Here is a 19,599-nt window from a genome sequence, read left to right as displayed (position 1 = left end):
ACCGCCCCCGCCCAGCAGGGAGTGGTTCGCCGCAATCACGATCGCGTCGACCTGTTGGCGGGTGATATCCGCCTGAACCGCGGTCAGCTGTGCCGCCAGATCTCACGCAACCGGAGAAGGCATTTTGACCTGCGGTGACGGCGCCCGGTAAGCTGCTCCGTTGGTGTGCGCCGCCCCCGCAAGGGGAGGTGGTTCCCAGGTCAACGTCGGTCGCTGGGATACCGACGGGCGTGCACCGGACCGGCAACCAACCCGAGAAGAGAAGGTGGCAACTGTGCCTACTTACACGCCGAAGGCGGGTGACACCACACATCAGTGGTATGTCATCGACGCCCAGGACGTGGTGCTCGGCCGGCTCGCCGTGGAAGCAGCCAAGCTGCTCCGTGGCAAGCACAAGCCGACATTCACCCCCAATGTCGACGGTGGCGATTTCGTCATCGTCATCAACGCCGAGAAGATCGCCGTCAGCGGCGACAAGCTCACCAACAAGTTCGCTTACCGCCACTCGGGTTACCCCGGCGGCCTGCGTAAGCGCACCCTCGGTGAGCTGCTGGAGAAGCACCCGACCCGGGTCGTCGAGAACGCGATCGTCGGCATGCTCCCGCACAACAAGCTGAGCCGTCAGATTCAGAAGAAGCTGAAGGTGTACGCCGGCCCGGATCATCCGCACGCCGCGCAGCAGCCGGTTCCGTTCGAGATCAAGCAGGTGGCGCAGTGACCGAATCCGAAGTGACCGAAGTGACCGAAGAGGTCCTCGAGCAGGCCCCCGAGGCCACCGAAGCTGTTGAGGCCCCTGAGACCACCGAGTCCTACGAGGTGGCCGAGGAAGCCGTGGTCGACGAGGCCCCCGCGCGGGAGCCGATCTACCTCGACCGCCCCATCCAGACCGTCGGTCGCCGCAAGGAAGCCGTGGTCCGGGTTCGCCTGGTTCCCGGCACCGGCAAGTTCCACCTGGACGGCCGCACGCTGGAGGCGTACTTCCCGAACAAGGTGCACCAGCAGCTGATCAAGGCCCCGCTGGTCACCGTCGACCGGGTGGACAGCTTCGACGTCTACGCCCACCTCGATGGTGGCGGCCCGTCCGGCCAGGCCGGCGCGCTGCGTCTGGCCATCGCGCGTGCGCTGATCATCGTGCAGCCCGAGGATCGTCCGGCCCTGAAGAAGGCGGGCTTCCTGACCCGTGACCCGCGTGCCATCGAGCGCAAGAAGTACGGTCTCAAGAAGGCCCGTAAGGCGCCTCAGTACAGCAAGCGCTGATCGTTTCTGCTCGTGGGCGGGCGTGTCGCACTATGGACACGCCCGCCTTCGGCATTTCATGGAGAGTGCGCCCGCGCGAGGAGGACCAAACGAAGATGCGCCGACTTTTCGGTACCGACGGTGTGCGTGGTGTCGCCAACCGGGAGCTGACCGCGGAACTGGCCCTGGCGCTGGGTTCTGCCACGGCACGCCTCGGCAGCGTTGACACCGCCCGCCGGCGCATCGCCGTGGTCGGCCGCGACCCGCGGGCCAGCGGCGAGATGCTGGAAGCCGCCGTCATCGCCGGACTGACCGCCGAGGGGGTCGACGCGCTGCGCGTGGGGGTGCTGCCCACGCCCGCGGTGGCGTACCTGACCAACGCCTACGACGCAGATTTCGGCGTGATGATCTCGGCGTCGCACAACGCGATGCCCGACAACGGCATCAAGATCTTCGGCCCCGGCGGGCACAAGCTCGACGACGCCACCGAGGACCGCATCGAGGAACTGGTCAACGCCGGACCCGGTAACCGTCCGCTCGGCGCCGGGATCGGGCGGGTGATCGACGCCGTCGACGCCCTGGAGCGCTATCTGCGCCATGTACACAAAGCGGTCACCACGCCACTGCACGGGCTGACCGTCGTCGTCGACTGCGCCAACGGTGCGGCGTTCGACGCCGCCCCCCGTGCCTATCGTGCCGCGGGCGCCACCGTGATCGCCCTGCACGCCGAACCCAACGGCCTCAACATCAACGACGGCTGCGGATCCACCCATATGGACACGCTGCGCCAAGCGGTCCTCGCTCATGGCGCCGATCTCGGCCTGGCCCACGACGGTGACGCCGACCGCTGCCTGGCCGTCGACGCGCGCGGCGAGATCGTCGACGGCGACGCCATCATGGTGACGCTCGCGCTGGCCATGCACGACGCCGGTGAACTGGCGTCCAACACACTCGTCACCACCGTGATGAGCAACCTGGGCCTGCACCTGGCGATGCGCGCGGCCGGTATCGAGGTGCGCACCACCGCCGTCGGCGACCGGTACGTACTCGAAGAGCTGCGCGACGGCGAGTTCTCCCTCGGTGGCGAGCAGTCCGGCCACATCGTGCTGCCGGCTTTCGGTACCACCGGCGACGGCGTGGTCACCGGATTGCGGCTGATGTCGCGGATGGCGCAGACGAAGCTGACCCTCGCCGAGCTCTCGGCGCCCATGCAGACCCTTCCCCAGGTGCTGATCAACGTGGCAGTCGCCGACAAGGCAACCGTGGCACAGGCACCATCGGTCCAAACCGCGGTGGCCCAGGCCGAGGCCGAACTCGGTGACACCGGCCGAATCCTGTTGCGCCCCTCGGGAACCGAGCAAGTGGTCCGGGTGATGGTCGAAGCCGCCGACGAGGACACCGCTCGCCAGCTGGCGGTCCGGGTCGCCGAATCGGTGAGCGGCCACGAATAGTCCTGCTCCGCAGGGAACCGATCGGGTGCCCGCCGCGTCCTAATCAAGCATGGGACAACTCACTGCCGCCCGGATCGACACCGCCGCGGTTCTGGGCGCCGCGTGCCGCTACGACACCGCCGCCGAATTACTGGACACGGCGCTGCGCTCGCACCTGACGCGGCTCAGTTTCGACGGGACAAGGGCCGGCCGGTCCTACGCCGACTCCGGTGACGCGGTGCGCGCGGCGGTCGAAGGGACCTGTGCGCGACTGGCCGACTGGTCGCATGCCGCGCGTCAGATCGCCGCGCTGCTGCGGACCTCGGTGCAGAACTACGCCGATGCCGACGTACACGCGGCGCGACGGCTCGGATGACCGGCGATGACGTCGACGGCGCCCTGGCCCGGGGCGGCCCGGCCGTCGAGGTGCTGACCGACTATGTTGCGGCCTGCCGCGCCCTGGGCCATCCCGGCGCCGACCCGGCCCAGCTGCACGATGCCTACGCCGCCGAGGGCGGCATGGATCTGGGGGCGCTGGACGCCGATTGCGAGGCCGTCACCGCCGCACTCGGCACGGTCGAAGAGGCGGTGCGGTTACAGGACGAGGCGCGGGTGACGCTCGCCGACGCCTGGCAGGGGCCGGCCGCCGAGGTGGCGGCCCAGGCCCTCGCACAACACGCGCAGTCCTCCGAGCTGGCGGCGACGGCGCTGCGCAGGGTCGCCGACACCCTCGCCGGATTACGGGACGAGCTATGGCAATTGGTGACCGGGAAGGTGGCCGCCGTGCAGGACATCGAGGACCGCGCGGAACGCGAACAGTGGTGGCCGGCGGCCCGGGCCGTGGCCACCGGTGCCGGCGCGCAGGATGCCGCCAGTGAGATCGTGGACGGCAAGGTCAACCCGTTCGTGGCGGTCGCGATCGGGTCGGACTGGGCCGACGTGATGGATTCCACGAAACGGTCGGTACGCGACGCCTACGGCACCGCCGCGGCCGGCCTGTCGGCCGAGCAGCCGCCGGGCTTCGGTGCGCCGGGATCGCTGCTGGGCGCCGCGCCCGCCGCCGCGCCCCCTTCGCCCGACCCGTCGCCTGCCGTCCCGCCGGCGTCGGTGCCCGCGGGCGACCCGTTCTCCGGGGGATTCCCGGCAGGCGGTCTGGGGTCTGGGATGTCCTCGGTGGGAACGGGTTTGACGGGTGCCGGTCAGCAGATCGCCGATCTCATCGGGGGATTGCTGAGCTCGGGGACCGACTCGATGTCCGGCGACCCGTTCGATCTGGGCGAGGAGGATGCCTCCGGGTCGGACCTCGACGAGGACGACGAGCGCGACCCGGACCAAGACGCCGAAGCACAGGGCGACGAAGACGAAAAAGAAGACGAAAACGAGGACGAGGACGAGGACGACGCGGCACCCGACGGTGTGCCGGGGACGGCGGAAGAGGGCGCCGAGGCCACCGAAGTGATTGAGCCCGTGCCGGATCCGGCGACGCCCACGCCGGTGCCCGAACCGGTCGCGGCGGAGCCGGTCGCCGCTCCGGTGGCACCCGAGCCCGCGCCGGAGCCACCCCGCACCCCGTGCGAAATCGCCGCCGACGAGCTGCCGCAGGCGGGGGAGTGAGCTGACCCAGGGTTCGTGACGGCTAGCCTTGAATTCGGTCGAAGGACCGTATCGAGGGGGTGCAGTGCCGAAGCCTGAACACGTCGAGCCGCCGCGACGACTGCGCGGCAGGCCTCGTCTCGCGATCGATCGCGATGCCGTCGCCGACGCGGTGGCCGATCTCTATGCCAAAGGGGGGTACCACGCGGTATCCATCGTCGAGGCGGCCGACAAGCTGGGCGTCTCCCGGGCGACCCTGTACCGCTCCGTCGCGACGAAGGAAGAGTTGGTCGAGATTCTCTTCGAGCGGTGCACGACCGAACTGAGCGAGCGGACCAGGGCGGCAATCGCGGGCGCCGATACCCCCGCCGGGCAGCTCGCCGCGATGATCCGGGTGCAGGCGCACGCTGCCGTGCAGATGCGCCGCTACCTGGATCTGGTCGTCGGCGGCGTCGGGTTGCCGCCGAATGTGTATGCGCGCTGGCAATCCTGGAGCAGGCAGATCGAGAAACTCTGGGTCGCCGTGGTACGTGACAGCATGACAGGTGGTCACCTCGAAGAGGGCGATCCCGTCGTCACCGCGCGACTGATCCTGGGCATGGTCGTCTCGACCTCGAGATGGTCCCAGCCCAGGGAGAAAATCGGTCCCGACGAGATCGCCGACGCTGCCATCCAGTTGATTCGGCTGGGCGACAAGCGGTCTCGCGACAATGCGGCTACCCGAAGGCGCCGTACCGGCTAGCGGTGCTGCCCGGCCCCGCCGCGTGACCGGTTGCCCGCGCCACTGCCGCCGCCGTGACCTCCGCGACCGGCGTTGGCGCCGGAACGAGCCGGGCGCCTGCGCTGACCGGACGGCCGGCCGGGCTGCTGCGGGGCACGCGTCGCGGCGGGCTCCGCACCGGCTACCACCAGGGCGCCGGTGAAAGTCCGCTCGCCCGGGGCGATCTCCTGCAGCACCGGATGGGACGTGCCGCTGAACTTGGTGACCGTCGGCTTGATACCGGCCTTGCGGGTCAGGACGCGAACGTCGGAGACCTGGTCGTCGACCATCAAGGTGACGACGGTGCCGTCGTTTCCGGCGCGGGCGGTACGTCCGGACCGGTGCAGATAGGCCTTGTGCTCGATCGGCGGATCGGCGTGCACAACCAGGCTGACGTCGTCGACGTGGATACCGCGGGCGGCGATGTCGGTGGCCACGAGCACGGTGGCAGAACCATCCGAGAACGCCGCCAGGTTACGGGTGCGAGCGTTCTGAGAAAGGTTGCCGTGCAGCTCGACTGCCGGAACGCCACGCGAATTCAGCTTGCGGGCAAGGCCTTTGGCGCCGTACTTGGTGCGGGCGAACACGATGGTGCGACCGGGCGACGCGGCCAGGTCGGTGAGCACATCGAAGCGGGCCGCACCGTCCACGTGCAGGACGTGGTGGGACATCGCGGCGACCGGTGACTGCTCGGAATCGACGCTGTGCACCACCGGGTCATGCAGGTAGCGGTCGACCAGGACGTCGATACCGTTGTCGAGCGTGGCCGAGAACAGCAGCCGCTGGCCGTCCCGCGGGGTGCGGTCCAGCAGGCGCTTGACCGGGGGCAGGAAGCCCAGGTCGGCCATGTGGTCCGCCTCGTCGAGGACGGTGATCTGCACGCCGGACAGGTCGGCGTAGCCGGACTTGACGTGATCCTCGAGGCGGCCGGGGCAGGCGATGACGATGTCGATACCGTTGCGCAGCTTGTCGATCTGCGGGTTGGCGCTGACACCACCGAAGATGGTGGCCGACCGCAGCCCGGTGGCCTGGGCCAGCGGAGCCAGTGCGGCGTCGATCTGGGCGACCAGTTCACGGGTCGGAGCCAGGATCAACGCCCGGAACGTCTTGGGACGACGCGGCGTGGGGTTGGCCGCCAGGCGGCTGACCAGCGGCAGCAGGAAGGCGTAGGTCTTACCCGAGCCGGTGCGGCCGCGGCCCAGCACGTCGCGGCCGGCCAGGGAATCCGGCAGGGTCGCGGACTGGATCGGGAAAGGGGAATCGATGCCGTTGGCAGCGAGAGTGGTGACGACGGCCTCGGGCAGGCCGAGGTCGGCAAACGTGGACACGTGAATGCTCCAGAAAAGTCGAGTGTGGTCGTCCTGCCCGGCGCGGGGTGGTCCCGCGGCGCTCGGTGTGACGATCGAGCAGGGCGTGAAATACGCCCTGGCGAGGCGGCAAAAGGCAGAACAGACGATGCCGCTGGGACTTAGGTTACCCAACGAGGCGCGCGAGCACGAATTATGAGGCGAGCGTCACGCGCGGGGGGTCAGAGCGTGTCATCGCGACAGGCCAGTGCCGCAGCCACGAACTCATCGCGCAGCGGATTGTCGACGCCTGCATCCCAGACCAAGGTCACGCGGCCGGGGCGCAGGTCCTCGATCGGCACCACCTGCACATCGGGGCGACGGTAGTACGTTGTCGTCGACCGCGGCAGCACCACGAATCCCCCACGGGCGGCGACTAGTTCGAGTTTGTCCTCGACACTTCTGATCGTGTGGTGCGACGGCGCCCAGCGCGCACCGGAAGTGGTCAGCGCCTGCCATTCCGGCAGCATCGCCGGATCCTGCAGCAGCGGTAATTGGACGAGATCGGCCAGCCGCACGGACGCCTGCGCCGCCAACGGATGCCCGCTGGGCAGCACTGCGTCGAACGGCTCCTCCAGTAACTCCGCCGTACCCAGTCCCCGGTGATCGTTCACGATCCGGGCGTACACCACGTCCACTTCGCCGGTACGGACCACTTCCACCTGCTCGCGCCACCCAACCTGCCGTACCACGGCGCGGCGGCCGGGACCGGCGGCTTCGAAGGCGGCAGCCGCCGCCGTCGCCCGCAACCCGGCCATCACCCCGACCGTCACGGTCCCGGTGGGCAGCGCGGTCCTGGACAGTCGGTGTCGCACCGCCGCGACCTCGTCGAGCAGAACCTTCGCGTCCTGCAGCAGCTGCGCCCCGGCGCTGGTCAACTGGGTACCGCGAGAACCACGGACGAACAACGGCACGCCGAGATCATCCTCGAACGCTCGGATCTGGCGGGACAGCACCGGTTGGGCGATGTGCAGACGCCGGGCAGCCCGTCCGAAATTCAGCTCCTCGGCGACCGCGACGAAATAGCGCAGCTTGCGCAGATCGAGGTCGGCGGCGGTCATACCCCAAGGGTATCGCCGGGCGGCGAAAAGGGTCTTGGACGCATTCCGGTTGCGGACGGACAGTGGGGACATGAATCTCACGAACGCACGAGTCCTCGTCATCGGCGGTACCTCCGGCATCGGCCTGGGCGTCGCGTCCGCGGTCGCCGACCGCGGAGGCACCCCGATTGTGTTGTCCCGCAACCAGTCCAGCGTCGACCGCGCGCTGGCCGGCTTGCCCGGCCACGCCCGAGGGGCCACCGTAGACCTCACAGACCCGGCCGGGTTGCGCCGTCTGGCCGATGAGATCGGCCAGATCGAGCACATGGTGTTCACCGCGGGGGAGGCGCTGGAGGTGGTCGGACTCGCCGACCTGACCGACGAGGCGATCGGGGGTTTGATCGGCACCCGCTTCGTGGGCCTGGTGCAGGCGATCCGGGTGTTCGCGCCGCGAATCAGCCAGGGCGGCTCGATCACGATGACGAGTGGCACCGCCGCCGAGAAACCGGGGCTCGGGGCGCTGCCCACGGCGGTGTGCGGGGCGATCAACGCGATGACCAGGGCGCTGGCGCAGGAACTCGCGCCACTGCGGGTGAACACCGTCGCACCGGGCCCGATCGAAACGCCGCTGTGGTCGGGGCTGAGCGAGACCGACCGCCAGGCGATCCACGACCAATTCGGGCGGAACCTTCCGGCGGGACGCATCGGCGCGGTCACAGACACCGCATTGGCTTATGTGTACTGCATGGAGCAGGAGTTCGGCACCGGTGTGGTGCTCACGGTCGATGGGGGTGCGACGCTGGTCTAAGCGGTGAGCGCCTCGTCCTTGTTGCCCGCCATGCCGCCGATGTACAGCGCCAGTGGGATTTGGTCAGCCCCGGGCGGGGGCGTCGCCGGAGCTCAACCCTTGAGCAGGGCCACGACCTTGTCTTCCAGCGTGGGCGCGGCGGCGTCCGGGTCGGGCGCAACGGTCTTGGGCAGGGTGATCTCGGGATCGGCGAAATCCCGATAGGTCTTGTCGCCGGCCAGCACGAACAGCAGATAACCGGTCAGCAGGGCCCGGGTGGCCTTCTGGGTGGCGCGATCGGCGCCGGGCAGACCGAAGACCCTGCCCAGCCGGCGGCCCTCGGCAAGCCCGCCCGATTCGGCCTTGGACACCGTGCGTGTCGTCGCGGTGCGCCACACGCCGGACAGCGCGTCGGCGTTGGAACGGATGGCCGTGCCATCGGAAGGGGCCCGCAGGATCAGCCCGGGCACGGTCAAGCCGGTCGCCGGTTGTTCGGCCGGCGGACTGGTGGCCGCCGGAAACAGCGCAGCCGCGGCCTTGAGCTTGCCGGACATTCCGGCGGCCGCGAACACGGCGGCGGATCCACCGAAACCGTGGCCTGCCACCGCCAGCTTGCCCGGGTGGACGCTGATCTTGCCCGGCCCCAGCCGCACCCCGGCCACGATGTCCAGCGTGGTGCCCAGGTCGAATGCCGCGTTGAGCACCGAGGGTGCCAGCGATTTCTCGGTATCCGGTGCCGCCGCCACGATGCCCCAGGACGCGAGATGTTCCAGCGTCCCCGCGTAGCGGGCGGCACTCGTCAACCAGTCGTGGGCGAAGGCCACACCGGGCAGGCCCAGGCCCGACTCGGGTGTGTAGACGACGCCGGGCAGGCCGGCGAAGGCCAGGTCACCTCGCAGTACACGGTGCGGACCGCGCCGCGTCAGAGCAGCGAAGAGTTTCTTCGTCTTGGCCACGCGTCGACCCTAGTGCACGGGTCGAAGGGGGACCCAGCGGCCGCGAATGTGCACCCAGATCGCGAAAACCGCCCGATCGGCGATCTGCGGGCACGCTCGCGAGATACGACCGGCCGCGCGCCTGCACTACCCTGAGTCACTATGTGTGGAATCGTCGGTTACGTCGGACGGCGCCCCGCCTGCGAGATCGTGGTCGATGCGTTGCGCCGGATGGAGTACCGCGGCTACGACTCCTCGGGTGTCGCCCTGCTCGACGGCGACGGCGGCCTGGTCGTGCGGCGCCGCGCCGGCCGGTTGGCCAATCTGGAGGAAGCGCTCGCGGAAACACGGGCGACCGACGCGGCAGGTTTGGCCGGCACCGCCGGAATGGGGCATACCCGGTGGGCCACCCACGGCCGGCCCACCGACCGCAATGCGCACCCGCACCGGGACGCGAGCGGCAAGTTCGCCGTCGTGCACAACGGCATCATCGAGAACTTCGCATCGCTGCGGGCCGAGTTGGAGGCCGCCGGCGTCGAGTTCGCCAGCGATACCGATTCCGAGGTGGCCGTACACCTGGTCGCCCATGCCTATCGGGAGAGCGCCACCGCCGGGGACTTCGTCGGCTCCGTGCTGTCGGTGCTGCGTCGCCTGGAAGGACATTTCACCCTGGTGTTCGCCAGCGCCGACGATCCGGGCACCATCGTGGCCGCCCGCCGGTCCACCCCGCTGGTGGTCGGCGTCGGGGACGGGGAGATGTTCGTCGGCTCCGACGTCGCGGCGTTCATCGAGCACACCCGGGACGCGGTCGAGCTGGGCCAGGACCAGGCGGTGGTGATCACCGCCGATGGCTACCGGGTGACCGATTTCGCCGGCCAGGACGCACCGGCCCGGGAATTTCACATCGACTGGGACCTCAGTGCCGCCGAGAAGGGCGGCTACGACTACTTCATGCTCAAGGAGATCGCCGAGCAGCCGGCCGCGGTGTCGGACACCCTGCTCGGGCATTTCGTCGGTGGCCGCATCGTGCTCGACGAGCAGCGCCTGTCCGACCAGGAACTGCGCGAGGTCGACAAGGTCTTCATCGTCGCTTGCGGCACCGCCTACCATTCCGGTCTGCTGGCCAAATACGCCATCGAGCACTGGACCCGGCTTCCGGTCGAGGTCGAGCTGGCCAGCGAATTCCGCTACCGCGACCCGGTTCTGGACCGGAGCACGCTGGTGATCGCCATCTCCCAGTCCGGTGAGACGGCCGACACCCTCGAAGCGGTGCGGCACGCCAAGGAACAGAAGGCCAAGGTGCTGGCCATCTGCAACACCAACGGCAGCCAGATTCCGCGGGAGGCCGACGCGGTGCTCTACACCCGCGCCGGGCCGGAGATCGGCGTGGCCTCGACCAAGACTTTCCTGGCCCAGCTGGTCGCCAATTACCTTGTCGGACTTGCTCTCGCCCAGGCGCGGGGCACGAAGTACCCCGATGAGGTGGCGCGCGAGTACCACGACCTGGAGGCGATGGCCGATCAGGTGGCCAGGGTGCTCACCTGCATGGAGCCGGTGCGGGAGTTGGCGCGCCGGTTCGCGCAGTCCTCGGCGGTGCTGTTCCTGGGACGTCACGTCGGCTACCCGGTGGCGCTGGAGGGGGCACTCAAGCTCAAGGAGCTGGCGTACATGCATGCCGAGGGGTTCGCCGCCGGCGAGCTCAAGCACGGCCCGATCGCGCTGATCGAAGACGACCTGCCGGTCATCGTGGTGATGCCCTCACCCAAGAGCGCGGCCACCCTGCACGCCAAGCTGCTGAGCAACATCCGGGAGATCCAGGCCCGCGGAGCGGTCACCATCGTCATCGCCGAGGAGGGCGACGACACGGTGGCGCCGTACGCCGACCATCTGATCGAGATCCCGGCGGTGTCAACGCTTTATCAGCCATTGCTGTCGACGATCCCGATGCAGGTGTTCGCGGCGGGGGTGGCCCAGGCGCGCGGTTACGACGTGGACAAGCCGCGCAACCTGGCCAAGTCGGTGACCGTCGAGTAGTGGCGGGCGTCGGCGGCTGGCGCAGCGAGTCCGCCCGCACGCATTTTCTCGCCGCGTACGAAGCGGGGATGGCAGAGCTCCCGCGGGTCGCTGAATCCTTGGATGTGCCAACCACTTTCGGCACCGTGCGGGCCTACCGGTTCGGCAGCCCACTGGTCACATTCGAATCCCCGGTCACTTCGCCGCAGCCCGCCGGACGCCCCGTGGTGCTGCTGCCCGGCCGCAATTCCTCGACGCCGATGTGGGCAGGCAATCTGCCCGGCCTGCTCGCGCACCGGACGGTCTACTGTGTGGACCTGCTCGGCGAACCCGGCTTGTCGGTTCAGCGGCTGCCGCTGACCTGCGCAGCCGACCAGGCCTGGTGGTTCGGTGAGCTGCTCATCGCGCTGGGGCTGGACTCCGTGCACCTGGCCGGGGTGTCGTTCGGCGGCTGGAGTGCGGTGAACTTCGCCGTGCACCATCCGGCACGGGTGGCTTCCCTGGTCTTGCTGGATCCGGTGATGACGTTTGCGCCCATACCGATTCGCACCATGGTGGCCGTCGCGCCGATGGGCCTGCCCCGCATGCCGGACCGGGTACGCCGCCGGGTGTTGCGCTGGATCGCAGGCGGCGCGGAGCTCCGCGCCGGCGACCCGGTGGCGGCCTTGATCGACGCCGGGACCGCCGACTTCGCATCACGCCAGCCCGCGCTCACCCGATTCAGCGACGCCCAGCTGGGGTCGCTGGACATGCCGGTGCTGGCATTGATCGCCGGGCGCAGCGTCATCCACGACGGCAGGCTGGCCGCCGACACCGCCCGGAAACTGTTGCCGCACGGCCGGGTCGAGCTCTGGACGTCGGCGTCACACGCCATCAATGGTGAGTTTCCCGACGAGATCGCCGCGCGGGCGCACCGGTTCTGGGACGGCGTGGACGCGCCGTAGCCCGCAAAGGTGCGTCCTGCTACGGGAGGTTCAGGCCCGGATGACGCTAGGCCCCAGGATTTCGTATCGATGTGCCTGCGCGGTCGGCAGCTCGGAACCGGTGATGATGGATTCGAAATCGGACACTTCGGCGAACCGGCAGAAGCTGGTCTGCCCGAATTTGGAATGGGCCGCGACCAGGACTCGCCGGGTGGACACCGCGACGGCGGTCTGCTTGACCGCCGCCACCGCCGGGTCAGGGGTGGTCAGCCCGTGTTCGACGGTGATCCCGTTGGTGCCCAGAAAGGCCACGTCGATCACCAGCGTGCGCAGCCGTTCCACGGCCCAATGATCCACCGTGGCAAGCGTTCTGCCGCGCATCCGGCCGCCGAGCAACAGGACCGTCACGGTGTCGCTGTGCGCGAGGGCCTCGGCCGCCAGCAGTGACGATGTCACCACCGTCAGGTCTCGCCCGGCGATCTTCTCTGCGATCAGCCGCGGGGTGAAACCCTCGTCCAGGTACACGGTTTCGGCCCCGTGCAACTGGTTGGCGGCCGCGGCGGCAATCCGGTGCTTCTGGGACAGGTCGACCTGGCTGCGGTATTCGACGGTGGATTCGAAGGCCGCGGTCTCCAACGGGATGGCGCCGCCGTGCACCCGCTTGAGCAGCCGGCGCCCGGCCAGCACCTTCAGGTCGCGCCGGATGGTCTCCGAGGCGACCTGAAGTTCCTCGGCCAGCGGCAGCACTTCGACGCGCCCTCTGGTCCGGGCGAACTCGACGATGCGGCTCTGGCGACTCTCTGAATCCACGGTTGACATTCTGATCGGCGAACAGGGCCCGGGCCGGCGGCCCGGGTCCTGTGAACTTACTTGCTCGCGCTGAGCACTGCCTTGATCTCCTCGGCCGTGCCCGCCTGCCTCAGCCGGGCGACTTCGTCTTTGTCCAGGAACACATGGGCGATGCGAGTCAGCAGCGCCATGTGGTCCTCACCCGCCCCGGCGATACCGACGACGAACTCGGCGGGCTTGCCGTTCCAGTCGATGGGGTCGGCGTACCGGACGAAGGAGATGCCGGTCTTGCGGATCGCGCTCTTGGCTTCGTTGGTGCCGTGCGGGATGGCCAGCCCATTGCCCATGTAGGTGGACACGGACTTCTCCCGCTCGTGCATCGCGTCCACATAGGACGGGTCCACCGCCTCGGCGGCCACCAGTAAGCGGCCGGCCTCGGTGATCGCTTCCTCGGCGTTGGAGGCCGAGCCGGCCAGCACGATGGAGTCCAACCGGAACACGTCGTCGTCCGCGCCGGCCGGTTCGGCCGGCTGTTCGGTGACCGCGGTGGTGCCCTGACCGTTGGTCTGCTGCAGCAGTTCGACGATCTCGTCGTAGCGCGGTGTGCTCATGAAATCGTCGACCGAGACGTGCAGGGCCGAACCCGTCCGCTGCCGGGCGCGGTCGGTCAGATCACGGTGGGTGACCACCAGTCCGTAGGTGTCGGTCAGGTTGGCGATGGACTGGTTGGTGACCTTGACATCGCCGAAGCCGGCCGCCTGCACCTTCTTGCGCAGTACCGAGGCGCCCATCGCCGACGATCCCATCCCGGCGTCGCAGGCGAACACGATGCTCTCGATCCGCTGCCGTGCGGCGGAGCCGGTGAGAGCGGCGGCGACGCTGGAGCGCTTGCCCTTGAGGGACTCCATCTCGGCGGTGGCCGCGGCCAGGTCCGGATCCTCGGTGGCACGGTCGGTCTTGAGCAGTAGCGCCGCGACGGTGAACGACACCGCGGTGGCTCCCAGCACGGACAGGGTGACACCGAGGAAGCTGCCGTTGGCGGTCTGGGCGTAGATGGCGATGATCGAACCGGGCGCGGCCGGGGCGCGCAGGCCGGAACCGAACAGCACGTTGATGAAGACCCCCGTCATCCCGCCGAGGATGGTCGCGGCGATCAGCTTCGGCTTCATCAGCACGTACGGGAAGTAGATCTCGTGGATACCGCCGAAGAACTGGATGATGGCCGCACCCGGCGCCGAGGCTCGGGCGATACCGCGCCCGAACACCGTGAACGCCAACAGGATTCCAAGGCCCGGGCCGGGATTGGTCTCCAGCAGGAACAGGATCGACTTGCCGGCGTCCAACGCCTGGGTGGTGCCCAGCGGGGTGAGCACACCGTGGTTGATGGCGTTGTTGAGGAACAGCACCTTGGCCGGTTCGATGAAGATCGATGTCAGCGGCAGCAGATCGTGCGCCACCAGGAAGTCGACGACGTTGCCGGCCCCGCGGGTGAACGCCGAGACGATGGGCCCGATTCCGAAGAAGCCGAACACCGCCAGGATCATGCCCAGGATGCCGGCGGAGAAGTTGTCCACCAGCATCTCGAACCCCGGGCGGATCTTGCCCTCCCACACGGCGTCCAGTTTCTTCATGGCCCAGCCGCCGACCGGCCCCATGATCATCGCGCCCATGAACATCGGCACGTCGGCGCCGGTCACCACGCCGACGGTGGCGATCGCACCGACGACCGCTCCGCGGTTACCGTGCACCATCCGCCCGCCGGTGTAGCCGATGAGAATCGGCAGCAGGTAGGTGATCATCGGGCCGACGATGCCCGCCCCGTCGTAGTCGCCCCAGCCGCCGATCTTGGCGACCCAGCCGCCGGGGTCCTGCAGTCCGTGGAAGATGCCCGGCAGCCAGCCCGTCTTGATGAACAGGGCGGTGATCAGCCCCCAGGCGATGAACGCGCCGATATTGGGCATCACCATGTTCGACAGCGCGGTGCCCAGCTTCTGCACCCGCACGCGCGCGCCTTGGCGTGGGGTGTCCCCATCGGGGCGGGCGGGGGTATCGACCAGGGACATCTTGTGACCTCCGAGATTCTGCCGGCAGCTTGGTGACGCCGATCACATGCCCGCAAGTTAACCGCACAAGTGGGCATAAATGCAAGCATTCAGACGTAAATGGGCAGAGAAAAATGTGGAGTTATGACCGTTTTGAAGTTACAGTCAGTGCCTGAAGCCCTCGATTCACCCCAGCAGTCACGCCGTCGACACGGGAGGACCGTCATGAAAGCTCTCCGCTACTACGCGCCGGAGGATGTCCGCCTGGAAGACGTGCCGGAGCCCCAGTGCGGCCCCGACGAGGTCAAGATCCGGGTGCGGAACTGTTCGACCTGCGGCACCGACGTCAAGATCTTCCACAATGGGCACCAGAACCTGACACCACCGCGCACCCTCGGGCATGAGGTGGCCGGCGAGATCGTCGAGGTCGGTGCCAACGTCAATTCGGCGCACGGGACCGACTGGCAGGCCGGCGATCGGGTGCAGGTCATCGCGGCGGTGCCGTGCGGCGAATGCCACGAATGCCGCAAAGGCTGGATGGCGGTATGCCAGAACCAGACCTCGGTCGGATACCAGTACGACGGTGGATTCGCCGAGTACATGATCGTGCCGCGCCAGGTGCTCAAAGTCGATGGGCTGAACCGTATTCCGGACAACGTCGGCTTCGACGAGGCATCGGCGGCCGAGCCGTTCGCCTGTGCCATCAATGCCCAGGACCTGCTCGGAATCGAAGAGGGCGACACCGTCGTGGTATTCGGCGCCGGGCCGATCGGCTGTATGCACATCCGCATCGCCCGCGGTGTGCACCGCGCCGGCCCGGTGTACCTGGTCGACGTCAACGACCACCGGCTCAAGATCTCGGCCGACGCGGTGCATCCCGATGAGACGATCAACGCCGCCGAGGTAGATGTGGTGGCACGCGTGATGGAGCTGACCGATGGGCGGGGTGCCGACGTCATCATCACCGCCACCGCTGCCAACATCACCCAGGAGCAGGCCATCGCGATGGCCGCGCGCAACGGCCGGATCTCGTTCTTCGGCGGGCTGCCCAAGACGGACCCGACCATCACCTGCGACTCGAACGTCGTGCACTACCGCCAGCTGCACATCCACGGCGCCAACGGATCAGCTCCCGAGCACAACAAGCGTGCCCTGCAATACATTTCGACGGGGCAGGTGCCCGTCAAGGACCTGATCACCCGGCACATCCCGATCGACAACGTGCTGGACGCGTTCGACATTGTGAAGAAGGGCGAGGCCATCAAGGTCACCGTGGAGCCGAGCGCGGTCTGACGCCGGTATCAGCCGCTCACCGAGCTGATATACCCGGCCATCGCGAGGGCGCAGGCCAGCCCGCACAGCACCAACGTCGCGAGTGCCCACGGCCACGCCCGGGTGCGCCGGACCATGGCCACGATGCTGAGCACCGTGCCGACGATGGCGATCAACGCCGCCACCCCGAAACCCGTGATCGCCGCGGTGACCCCGGCGTCGATGTTGCAGGTGTCGGGCGGGCAGTAGTCGGTGAAGGCGAGCATGAACACCGCCAGCACCGCGGCGGAGCCGCCGCCGAGGTAGGTCAGGATCAGCAACGTGATGGACACCGCGAGGTCGGCGCCTGAGCGGGGCGGCGTCGGCGCCGGCGGTGGTGGCGGCAACGGCGAGTAGCCGTAGGTCATGAGCGGTTACTTTAGCCGCGCCGACCACCGGATCAAGGCGTGCGCTTCGCCGGGTCGACTCGACGATCCGGCCCGCAGGTCAGGCTCGGCGCGTAACGTGTTGGCGCGCGCGCATATCGAGGCTGAACGGGGGCACATGCGGCATTACTACACCGCCGACGAGATCCGCGCCGCCGAAGCGCCTCTGCTGGCATCTCTGCCCGATGGCGCGCTGATGCGCCGGGCCGCCTATGGCTTGGCGACGGTCGTGCTGGCCGAGCTGCGGGCCCGCTTCGCCGGCGTGGCCGGACGCCAGGTGTGCGCGGTCGTCGGTTCGGGGGACAACGGCGGTGACGCGCTCTGGGCGGCGACATACCTGCGCCGGCGCGGCGTGGCGGCGGCGGCGGTCCTGCTCAACCCCGACCGCGCCCATGCCGGCGCGCTGGCGGCGTTCCGCCGGGCCGGTGGGCGCGTGGTGGATGCCATCCCGGCGACCACCGATCTGGTGCTCGACGGCGTCGTCGGGATTTCCGGCCGCGGTGCGTTGCGCCCCGACGCGGCAGCGGTGTTCGAGGCCGCCGACGCACCCGTCATCGCCGTCGACATCCCCAGCGGGGTCGACGCACACACCGGGGCCGCCGACGGTCCGCACGTACATCCGGTCTGCACCGTCACCTTCGGTGGCCGCAAACCCGTGCACGCCCTGGGGGAGTGCGGACGCGTCGAACTGATCGACATCGGACTCGACCTGCCCGACAGCGCGGTGCGCGGTCTCGAAGCCGGCGACGTCCTGGCGCGCTGGCCGATGCCCGGGCCCCACGACGACAAGTACACCCAGGGCGTCACCGGAATCCTGGCCGGGTCCGCCACCTATCCAGGCGCGGCGATCCTGTGCACCGGTGCGGCGGTGGCCGCGACCTCGGGGATGGTCCGGTACGCCGGCAGCGCAGCCGCGGAGGTGGTGACGCGGTGGCCCGAGGTGGTGGCCGCGCCGCGGGCCGACGCTGCCGGCCGGGTGCAGGCGTGGGTCGTCGGGCCCGGGCTTGGCACCGATGAATCGGCCGCCGCGGCACTGCGTTTCGCATTGGACACCGAGCTGCCGGTCATCGTCGACGCCGACGGGCTGACCATGCTGGCCGCCCATCCGGAGTTGGTGCAAAACCGCAACGCCCCAACGGTTCTCACCCCGCACGCCGGTGAGTATCAGCGGCTGGCCGGCCATCCGGTCGGGCCGGACCGGGTCGGAGCCGCGCGCGAACTCGCGCAGCGGCTCGGCGCCACCGTGCTGCTGAAGGGCAACGTCACGGTCATCGCCGGACCGGGGGCGAGCGAAGCGACGGGGGATGGGCCGAAGATGGCCTACCTCAACCCGGCCGGTCAATCCTGGGCCGCCACCGCCGGATCCGGCGACGTGCTCTCCGGCGTCATCGGCGCGTTGCTGGCCGCCGGCCTGCCGCCGGCCGAAGCGGCGGCGATGGCGGCGTTCGTGCACGCACGCGCCGCGGGACTGTCGGCTGCCGACCCGGGACCGCGTGCGGTGCCCACCGCGGCCGAGGGAATCCTGGCCCACCTTCGTTCATCCGTTGCCAAACTCCAGTAAGGACAACACATGCCAGCACGGCACACCCCCGGCCCGACCATCTCACCCGCCTACACCGGGCGGCTGTCCACCGACCCGGTGCCGGCTTTGCGGCTGCCCGACGAATCGATGGACGCCCAGGCCGCCTACCGGTTCATCCACGACGAGTTGATGCTCGACGGCAGCTCCCGGCTGAACCTCGCCACCTTCGTCACCACGTGGATGGAACCCGAGGCCGACAAGTTGATGGCCGAGACGTTCGACAAGAACATGATCGACAAGGACGAGTACCCCGCCACGGCGGCCATCGAGGCGCGCTGCGTGGCGATGGTGGCCGACCTGTTCCACGCCGAGGGGCTGCGCGACGACGACCCGTCCACCGCGATCGGGGTGTCGACCATCGGTTCCAGTGAGGCGGTCATGCTGGCGGGGCTGGCGCTCAAATGGCGCTGGCGGGAGCGGGTCGGCGCCGGAAAAGAGGGCGCCTGGAAGGGGCGCACCCCCAACTTGGTGCTGGGCTCCAACGTCCAGGTGGTGTGGGAGAAGTTCTGTCGCTACTTCGATGTCGAACCCCGCTACCTGCCGATGGCGGAGAACCGCTATGTCATCACCCCCGAGCAGGTCATCGAGGCAGTCGACGAGGACACCATCGGGGTCGTCGGCATCCTGGGCACCACCTTCACCGGCGAGCTGGAGCCGATCGCGGAGATCTGCGCCGCACTCGACGAGCTGGCGGCCGGCGGCGGGGTCGACGTGCCGGTGCACGTCGACGCGGCCAGCGGCGGGTTCGTGGTCCCGTTCCTGCATCCGGACCTGCAATGGGATTTCCGGCTGCCCCGGGTGGTGTCGATCAACGTCAGCGGCCACAAGTACGGGCTGACCTATCCCGGCATCGGGTTCGTGGTGTGGCGCAGTGCCGAGCATCTGCCCGAAGATCTGGTGTTCCGGGTGAACTACCTGGGCGGTGACATGCCGACCTTCACACTGAATTTCTCCCGGCCCGGTAACCAGGTGGTCGGCCAGTACTACAACTTCCTGCGGTTGGGCCGGGCCGGATACACCCAGGTCATGCAGTGTCTGTCGCAGACCGCGCGGTGGTTGGGGGACCAGCTGCGGGTCAGCGAACACTTCGAGATCATCACCGACGGCTCGGCCATCCCGGTGATCAGCTTCCGGCTCAAGGGCGATCCCGGCTACACCGAGTTCGACGTCTCCCATGCGTTGCGCGCCTACGGCTGGCAGGTGCCGGCGTACACGATGCCCGAAGGGGCGCAGGACGTCACGGTGTTGCGGGTGGTGGTCCGCGAAGGGTTCTCCGCGGACCTGGCCAGGGCGCTGAAGGAAGACACCATCACGGCGCTGGCGCATCTGGACCAGCTGAAGCCGAACGGACACTTCGACGAGGTCCAGCCGTTCGCGCACTGAGTGACCCGGACCCACCGGACGTGGGCATGTGATCGACGTCTCG

At 68.9% G+C, this 19,599-nt stretch carries 18 protein-coding genes; 12 read left to right on the top strand and 6 right to left on the bottom strand.

Going from position 1 to position 19,599, the window contains the following annotated elements:
• Positions 1–274: 274 nt before the first annotated feature.
• From rplM to ACXPWS_RS24680, 6 genes are all read left to right on the top strand, one after another.
• Entirely contained in the window at positions 275–718 is a 444-nt protein-coding gene (gene rplM / locus ACXPWS_RS24705; protein ID WP_458709177.1) for a 50S ribosomal protein L13, read from the top strand.
• Between the two features lie 98 nt (positions 719–816).
• Complete coding sequence (rpsI, locus tag ACXPWS_RS24700) at positions 817–1,257, top strand: 30S ribosomal protein S9 (protein ID WP_458713684.1); 441 nt, start codon at positions 817–819, stop codon at positions 1,255–1,257.
• A 95-nt stretch (positions 1,258–1,352) separates the two neighbouring features.
• On the top strand, positions 1,353–2,687 hold the full coding sequence (gene glmM, locus ACXPWS_RS24695) for a phosphoglucosamine mutase (RefSeq protein ID WP_458709176.1): 1,335 nt from the start codon (positions 1,353–1,355) through the stop codon (positions 2,685–2,687).
• Between the two features lie 49 nt (positions 2,688–2,736).
• The gene (locus tag ACXPWS_RS24690; RefSeq protein WP_458709175.1) at positions 2,737–3,042 is read left to right on the top strand and encodes a type VII secretion target; all 306 of its coding nucleotides are present in this window, start codon (positions 2,737–2,739) and stop codon (positions 3,040–3,042) included.
• Positions 3,039–4,280: a hypothetical protein gene (locus tag ACXPWS_RS24685; protein ID WP_458709174.1), complete on the top strand. Its 1,242-nt coding sequence runs from the start codon at positions 3,039–3,041 to the stop codon at positions 4,278–4,280. Before ACXPWS_RS24690 ends, ACXPWS_RS24685 begins: the two co-directional genes overlap by 4 nt.
• Before the next feature lie 64 nt (positions 4,281–4,344).
• Positions 4,345–5,001 carry a TetR/AcrR family transcriptional regulator gene (locus ACXPWS_RS24680; RefSeq protein ID WP_458709173.1) on the top strand — a complete coding sequence of 219 codons (657 nt, stop codon included), beginning with the start codon at positions 4,345–4,347 and terminating at the stop codon, positions 4,999–5,001.
• Here ACXPWS_RS24680 and ACXPWS_RS24675 read toward each other — a convergent pair.
• Both ACXPWS_RS24675 and ACXPWS_RS24670 read right to left on the bottom strand, forming a co-directional pair.
• A complete protein-coding gene (locus ACXPWS_RS24675; RefSeq protein WP_458709172.1) occupies positions 4,998–6,347 on the bottom strand; it encodes a DEAD/DEAH box helicase in 1,350 nt (449 codons plus the stop codon). The genes ACXPWS_RS24680 and ACXPWS_RS24675 overlap by 4 nt on opposite strands.
• A 200-nt stretch (positions 6,348–6,547) precedes the next feature.
• Positions 6,548–7,426, bottom strand: a complete 879-nt coding sequence (locus ACXPWS_RS24670; protein ID WP_458709171.1) for a LysR family transcriptional regulator — start codon at positions 7,424–7,426, stop codon at positions 6,548–6,550.
• 70 nt (positions 7,427–7,496) lie between these two features.
• On the opposite strand from ACXPWS_RS24670, the gene ACXPWS_RS24665 reads away from it, so the two are divergent.
• A complete protein-coding gene (locus ACXPWS_RS24665) occupies positions 7,497–8,213 on the top strand; it encodes an SDR family oxidoreductase (protein WP_458709170.1) in 717 nt (238 codons plus the stop codon).
• A 92-nt stretch (positions 8,214–8,305) separates the two neighbouring features.
• On the opposite strand, the gene ACXPWS_RS24660 is transcribed toward ACXPWS_RS24665, so the two are convergent.
• Positions 8,306–9,148, bottom strand: a complete 843-nt coding sequence (locus ACXPWS_RS24660) for a dienelactone hydrolase family protein (protein ID WP_458709169.1) — start codon at positions 9,146–9,148, stop codon at positions 8,306–8,308.
• A gap of 141 nt (positions 9,149–9,289) precedes the next feature.
• On the opposite strand from ACXPWS_RS24660, the gene glmS reads away from it, so the two are divergent.
• Together glmS and ACXPWS_RS24650 are read left to right on the top strand one after the other, a co-directional pair.
• Positions 9,290–11,161 (top strand): glutamine--fructose-6-phosphate transaminase (isomerizing), encoded by a 1,872-nt coding sequence (glmS, locus tag ACXPWS_RS24655; protein ID WP_458709168.1) that lies wholly within the window; start codon positions 9,290–9,292, stop codon positions 11,159–11,161.
• Positions 11,161–12,084 carry an alpha/beta fold hydrolase gene (locus tag ACXPWS_RS24650; protein ID WP_458709167.1) on the top strand — a complete coding sequence of 308 codons (924 nt, stop codon included), beginning with the start codon at positions 11,161–11,163 and terminating at the stop codon, positions 12,082–12,084. Before glmS ends, ACXPWS_RS24650 begins: the two co-directional genes overlap by 1 nt.
• Before the next feature lie 30 nt (positions 12,085–12,114).
• Here the strand turns inward: ACXPWS_RS24650 and ACXPWS_RS24645 are convergent, their stop codons facing one another.
• Both ACXPWS_RS24645 and ACXPWS_RS24640 read right to left on the bottom strand, forming a co-directional pair.
• Entirely contained in the window at positions 12,115–12,873 is a 759-nt protein-coding gene (locus tag ACXPWS_RS24645; RefSeq protein ID WP_458709166.1) for a DeoR/GlpR family DNA-binding transcription regulator, read from the bottom strand.
• Positions 12,874–12,929: 56 nt separating this feature from the next.
• Positions 12,930–14,915 carry a PTS mannitol transporter subunit IICBA gene (locus tag ACXPWS_RS24640; protein WP_458709165.1) on the bottom strand — a complete coding sequence of 662 codons (1,986 nt, stop codon included), beginning with the start codon at positions 14,913–14,915 and terminating at the stop codon, positions 12,930–12,932.
• A gap of 204 nt (positions 14,916–15,119) precedes the next feature.
• On the opposite strand from ACXPWS_RS24640, the gene ACXPWS_RS24635 reads away from it, so the two are divergent.
• Positions 15,120–16,187: a zinc-dependent dehydrogenase gene (locus ACXPWS_RS24635; RefSeq protein WP_458709164.1), complete on the top strand. Its 1,068-nt coding sequence runs from the start codon at positions 15,120–15,122 to the stop codon at positions 16,185–16,187.
• An 8-nt stretch (positions 16,188–16,195) separates the two neighbouring features.
• Here ACXPWS_RS24635 and ACXPWS_RS24630 read toward each other — a convergent pair whose 3' ends face one another.
• Positions 16,196–16,573, bottom strand: coding sequence for a hypothetical protein (locus tag ACXPWS_RS24630; RefSeq protein ID WP_458709163.1), 378 nt, complete (start codon positions 16,571–16,573; stop codon positions 16,196–16,198).
• A gap of 136 nt (positions 16,574–16,709) precedes the next feature.
• Here ACXPWS_RS24630 and ACXPWS_RS24625 point away from each other — a divergent pair, with 136 nt between their 5' ends.
• Together ACXPWS_RS24625 and ACXPWS_RS24620 are read left to right on the top strand one after the other, a co-directional pair.
• Positions 16,710–18,152, top strand: a complete 1,443-nt coding sequence (locus tag ACXPWS_RS24625) for an NAD(P)H-hydrate dehydratase (RefSeq protein ID WP_458713683.1) — start codon at positions 16,710–16,712, stop codon at positions 18,150–18,152.
• Between the two features lie 9 nt (positions 18,153–18,161).
• Positions 18,162–19,556 (top strand): glutamate decarboxylase, encoded by a 1,395-nt coding sequence (locus ACXPWS_RS24620; protein WP_458709162.1) that lies wholly within the window; start codon positions 18,162–18,164, stop codon positions 19,554–19,556.
• Positions 19,557–19,599: the final 43 nt, after the last annotated feature.

The sequence above is a fragment of the Mycobacterium sp. BMJ-28 genome (assembly GCF_054404835.1).
Note: the sequence above shows the minus strand (reverse complement) of the source record. Positions and strands in the feature narration are given on the sequence as shown.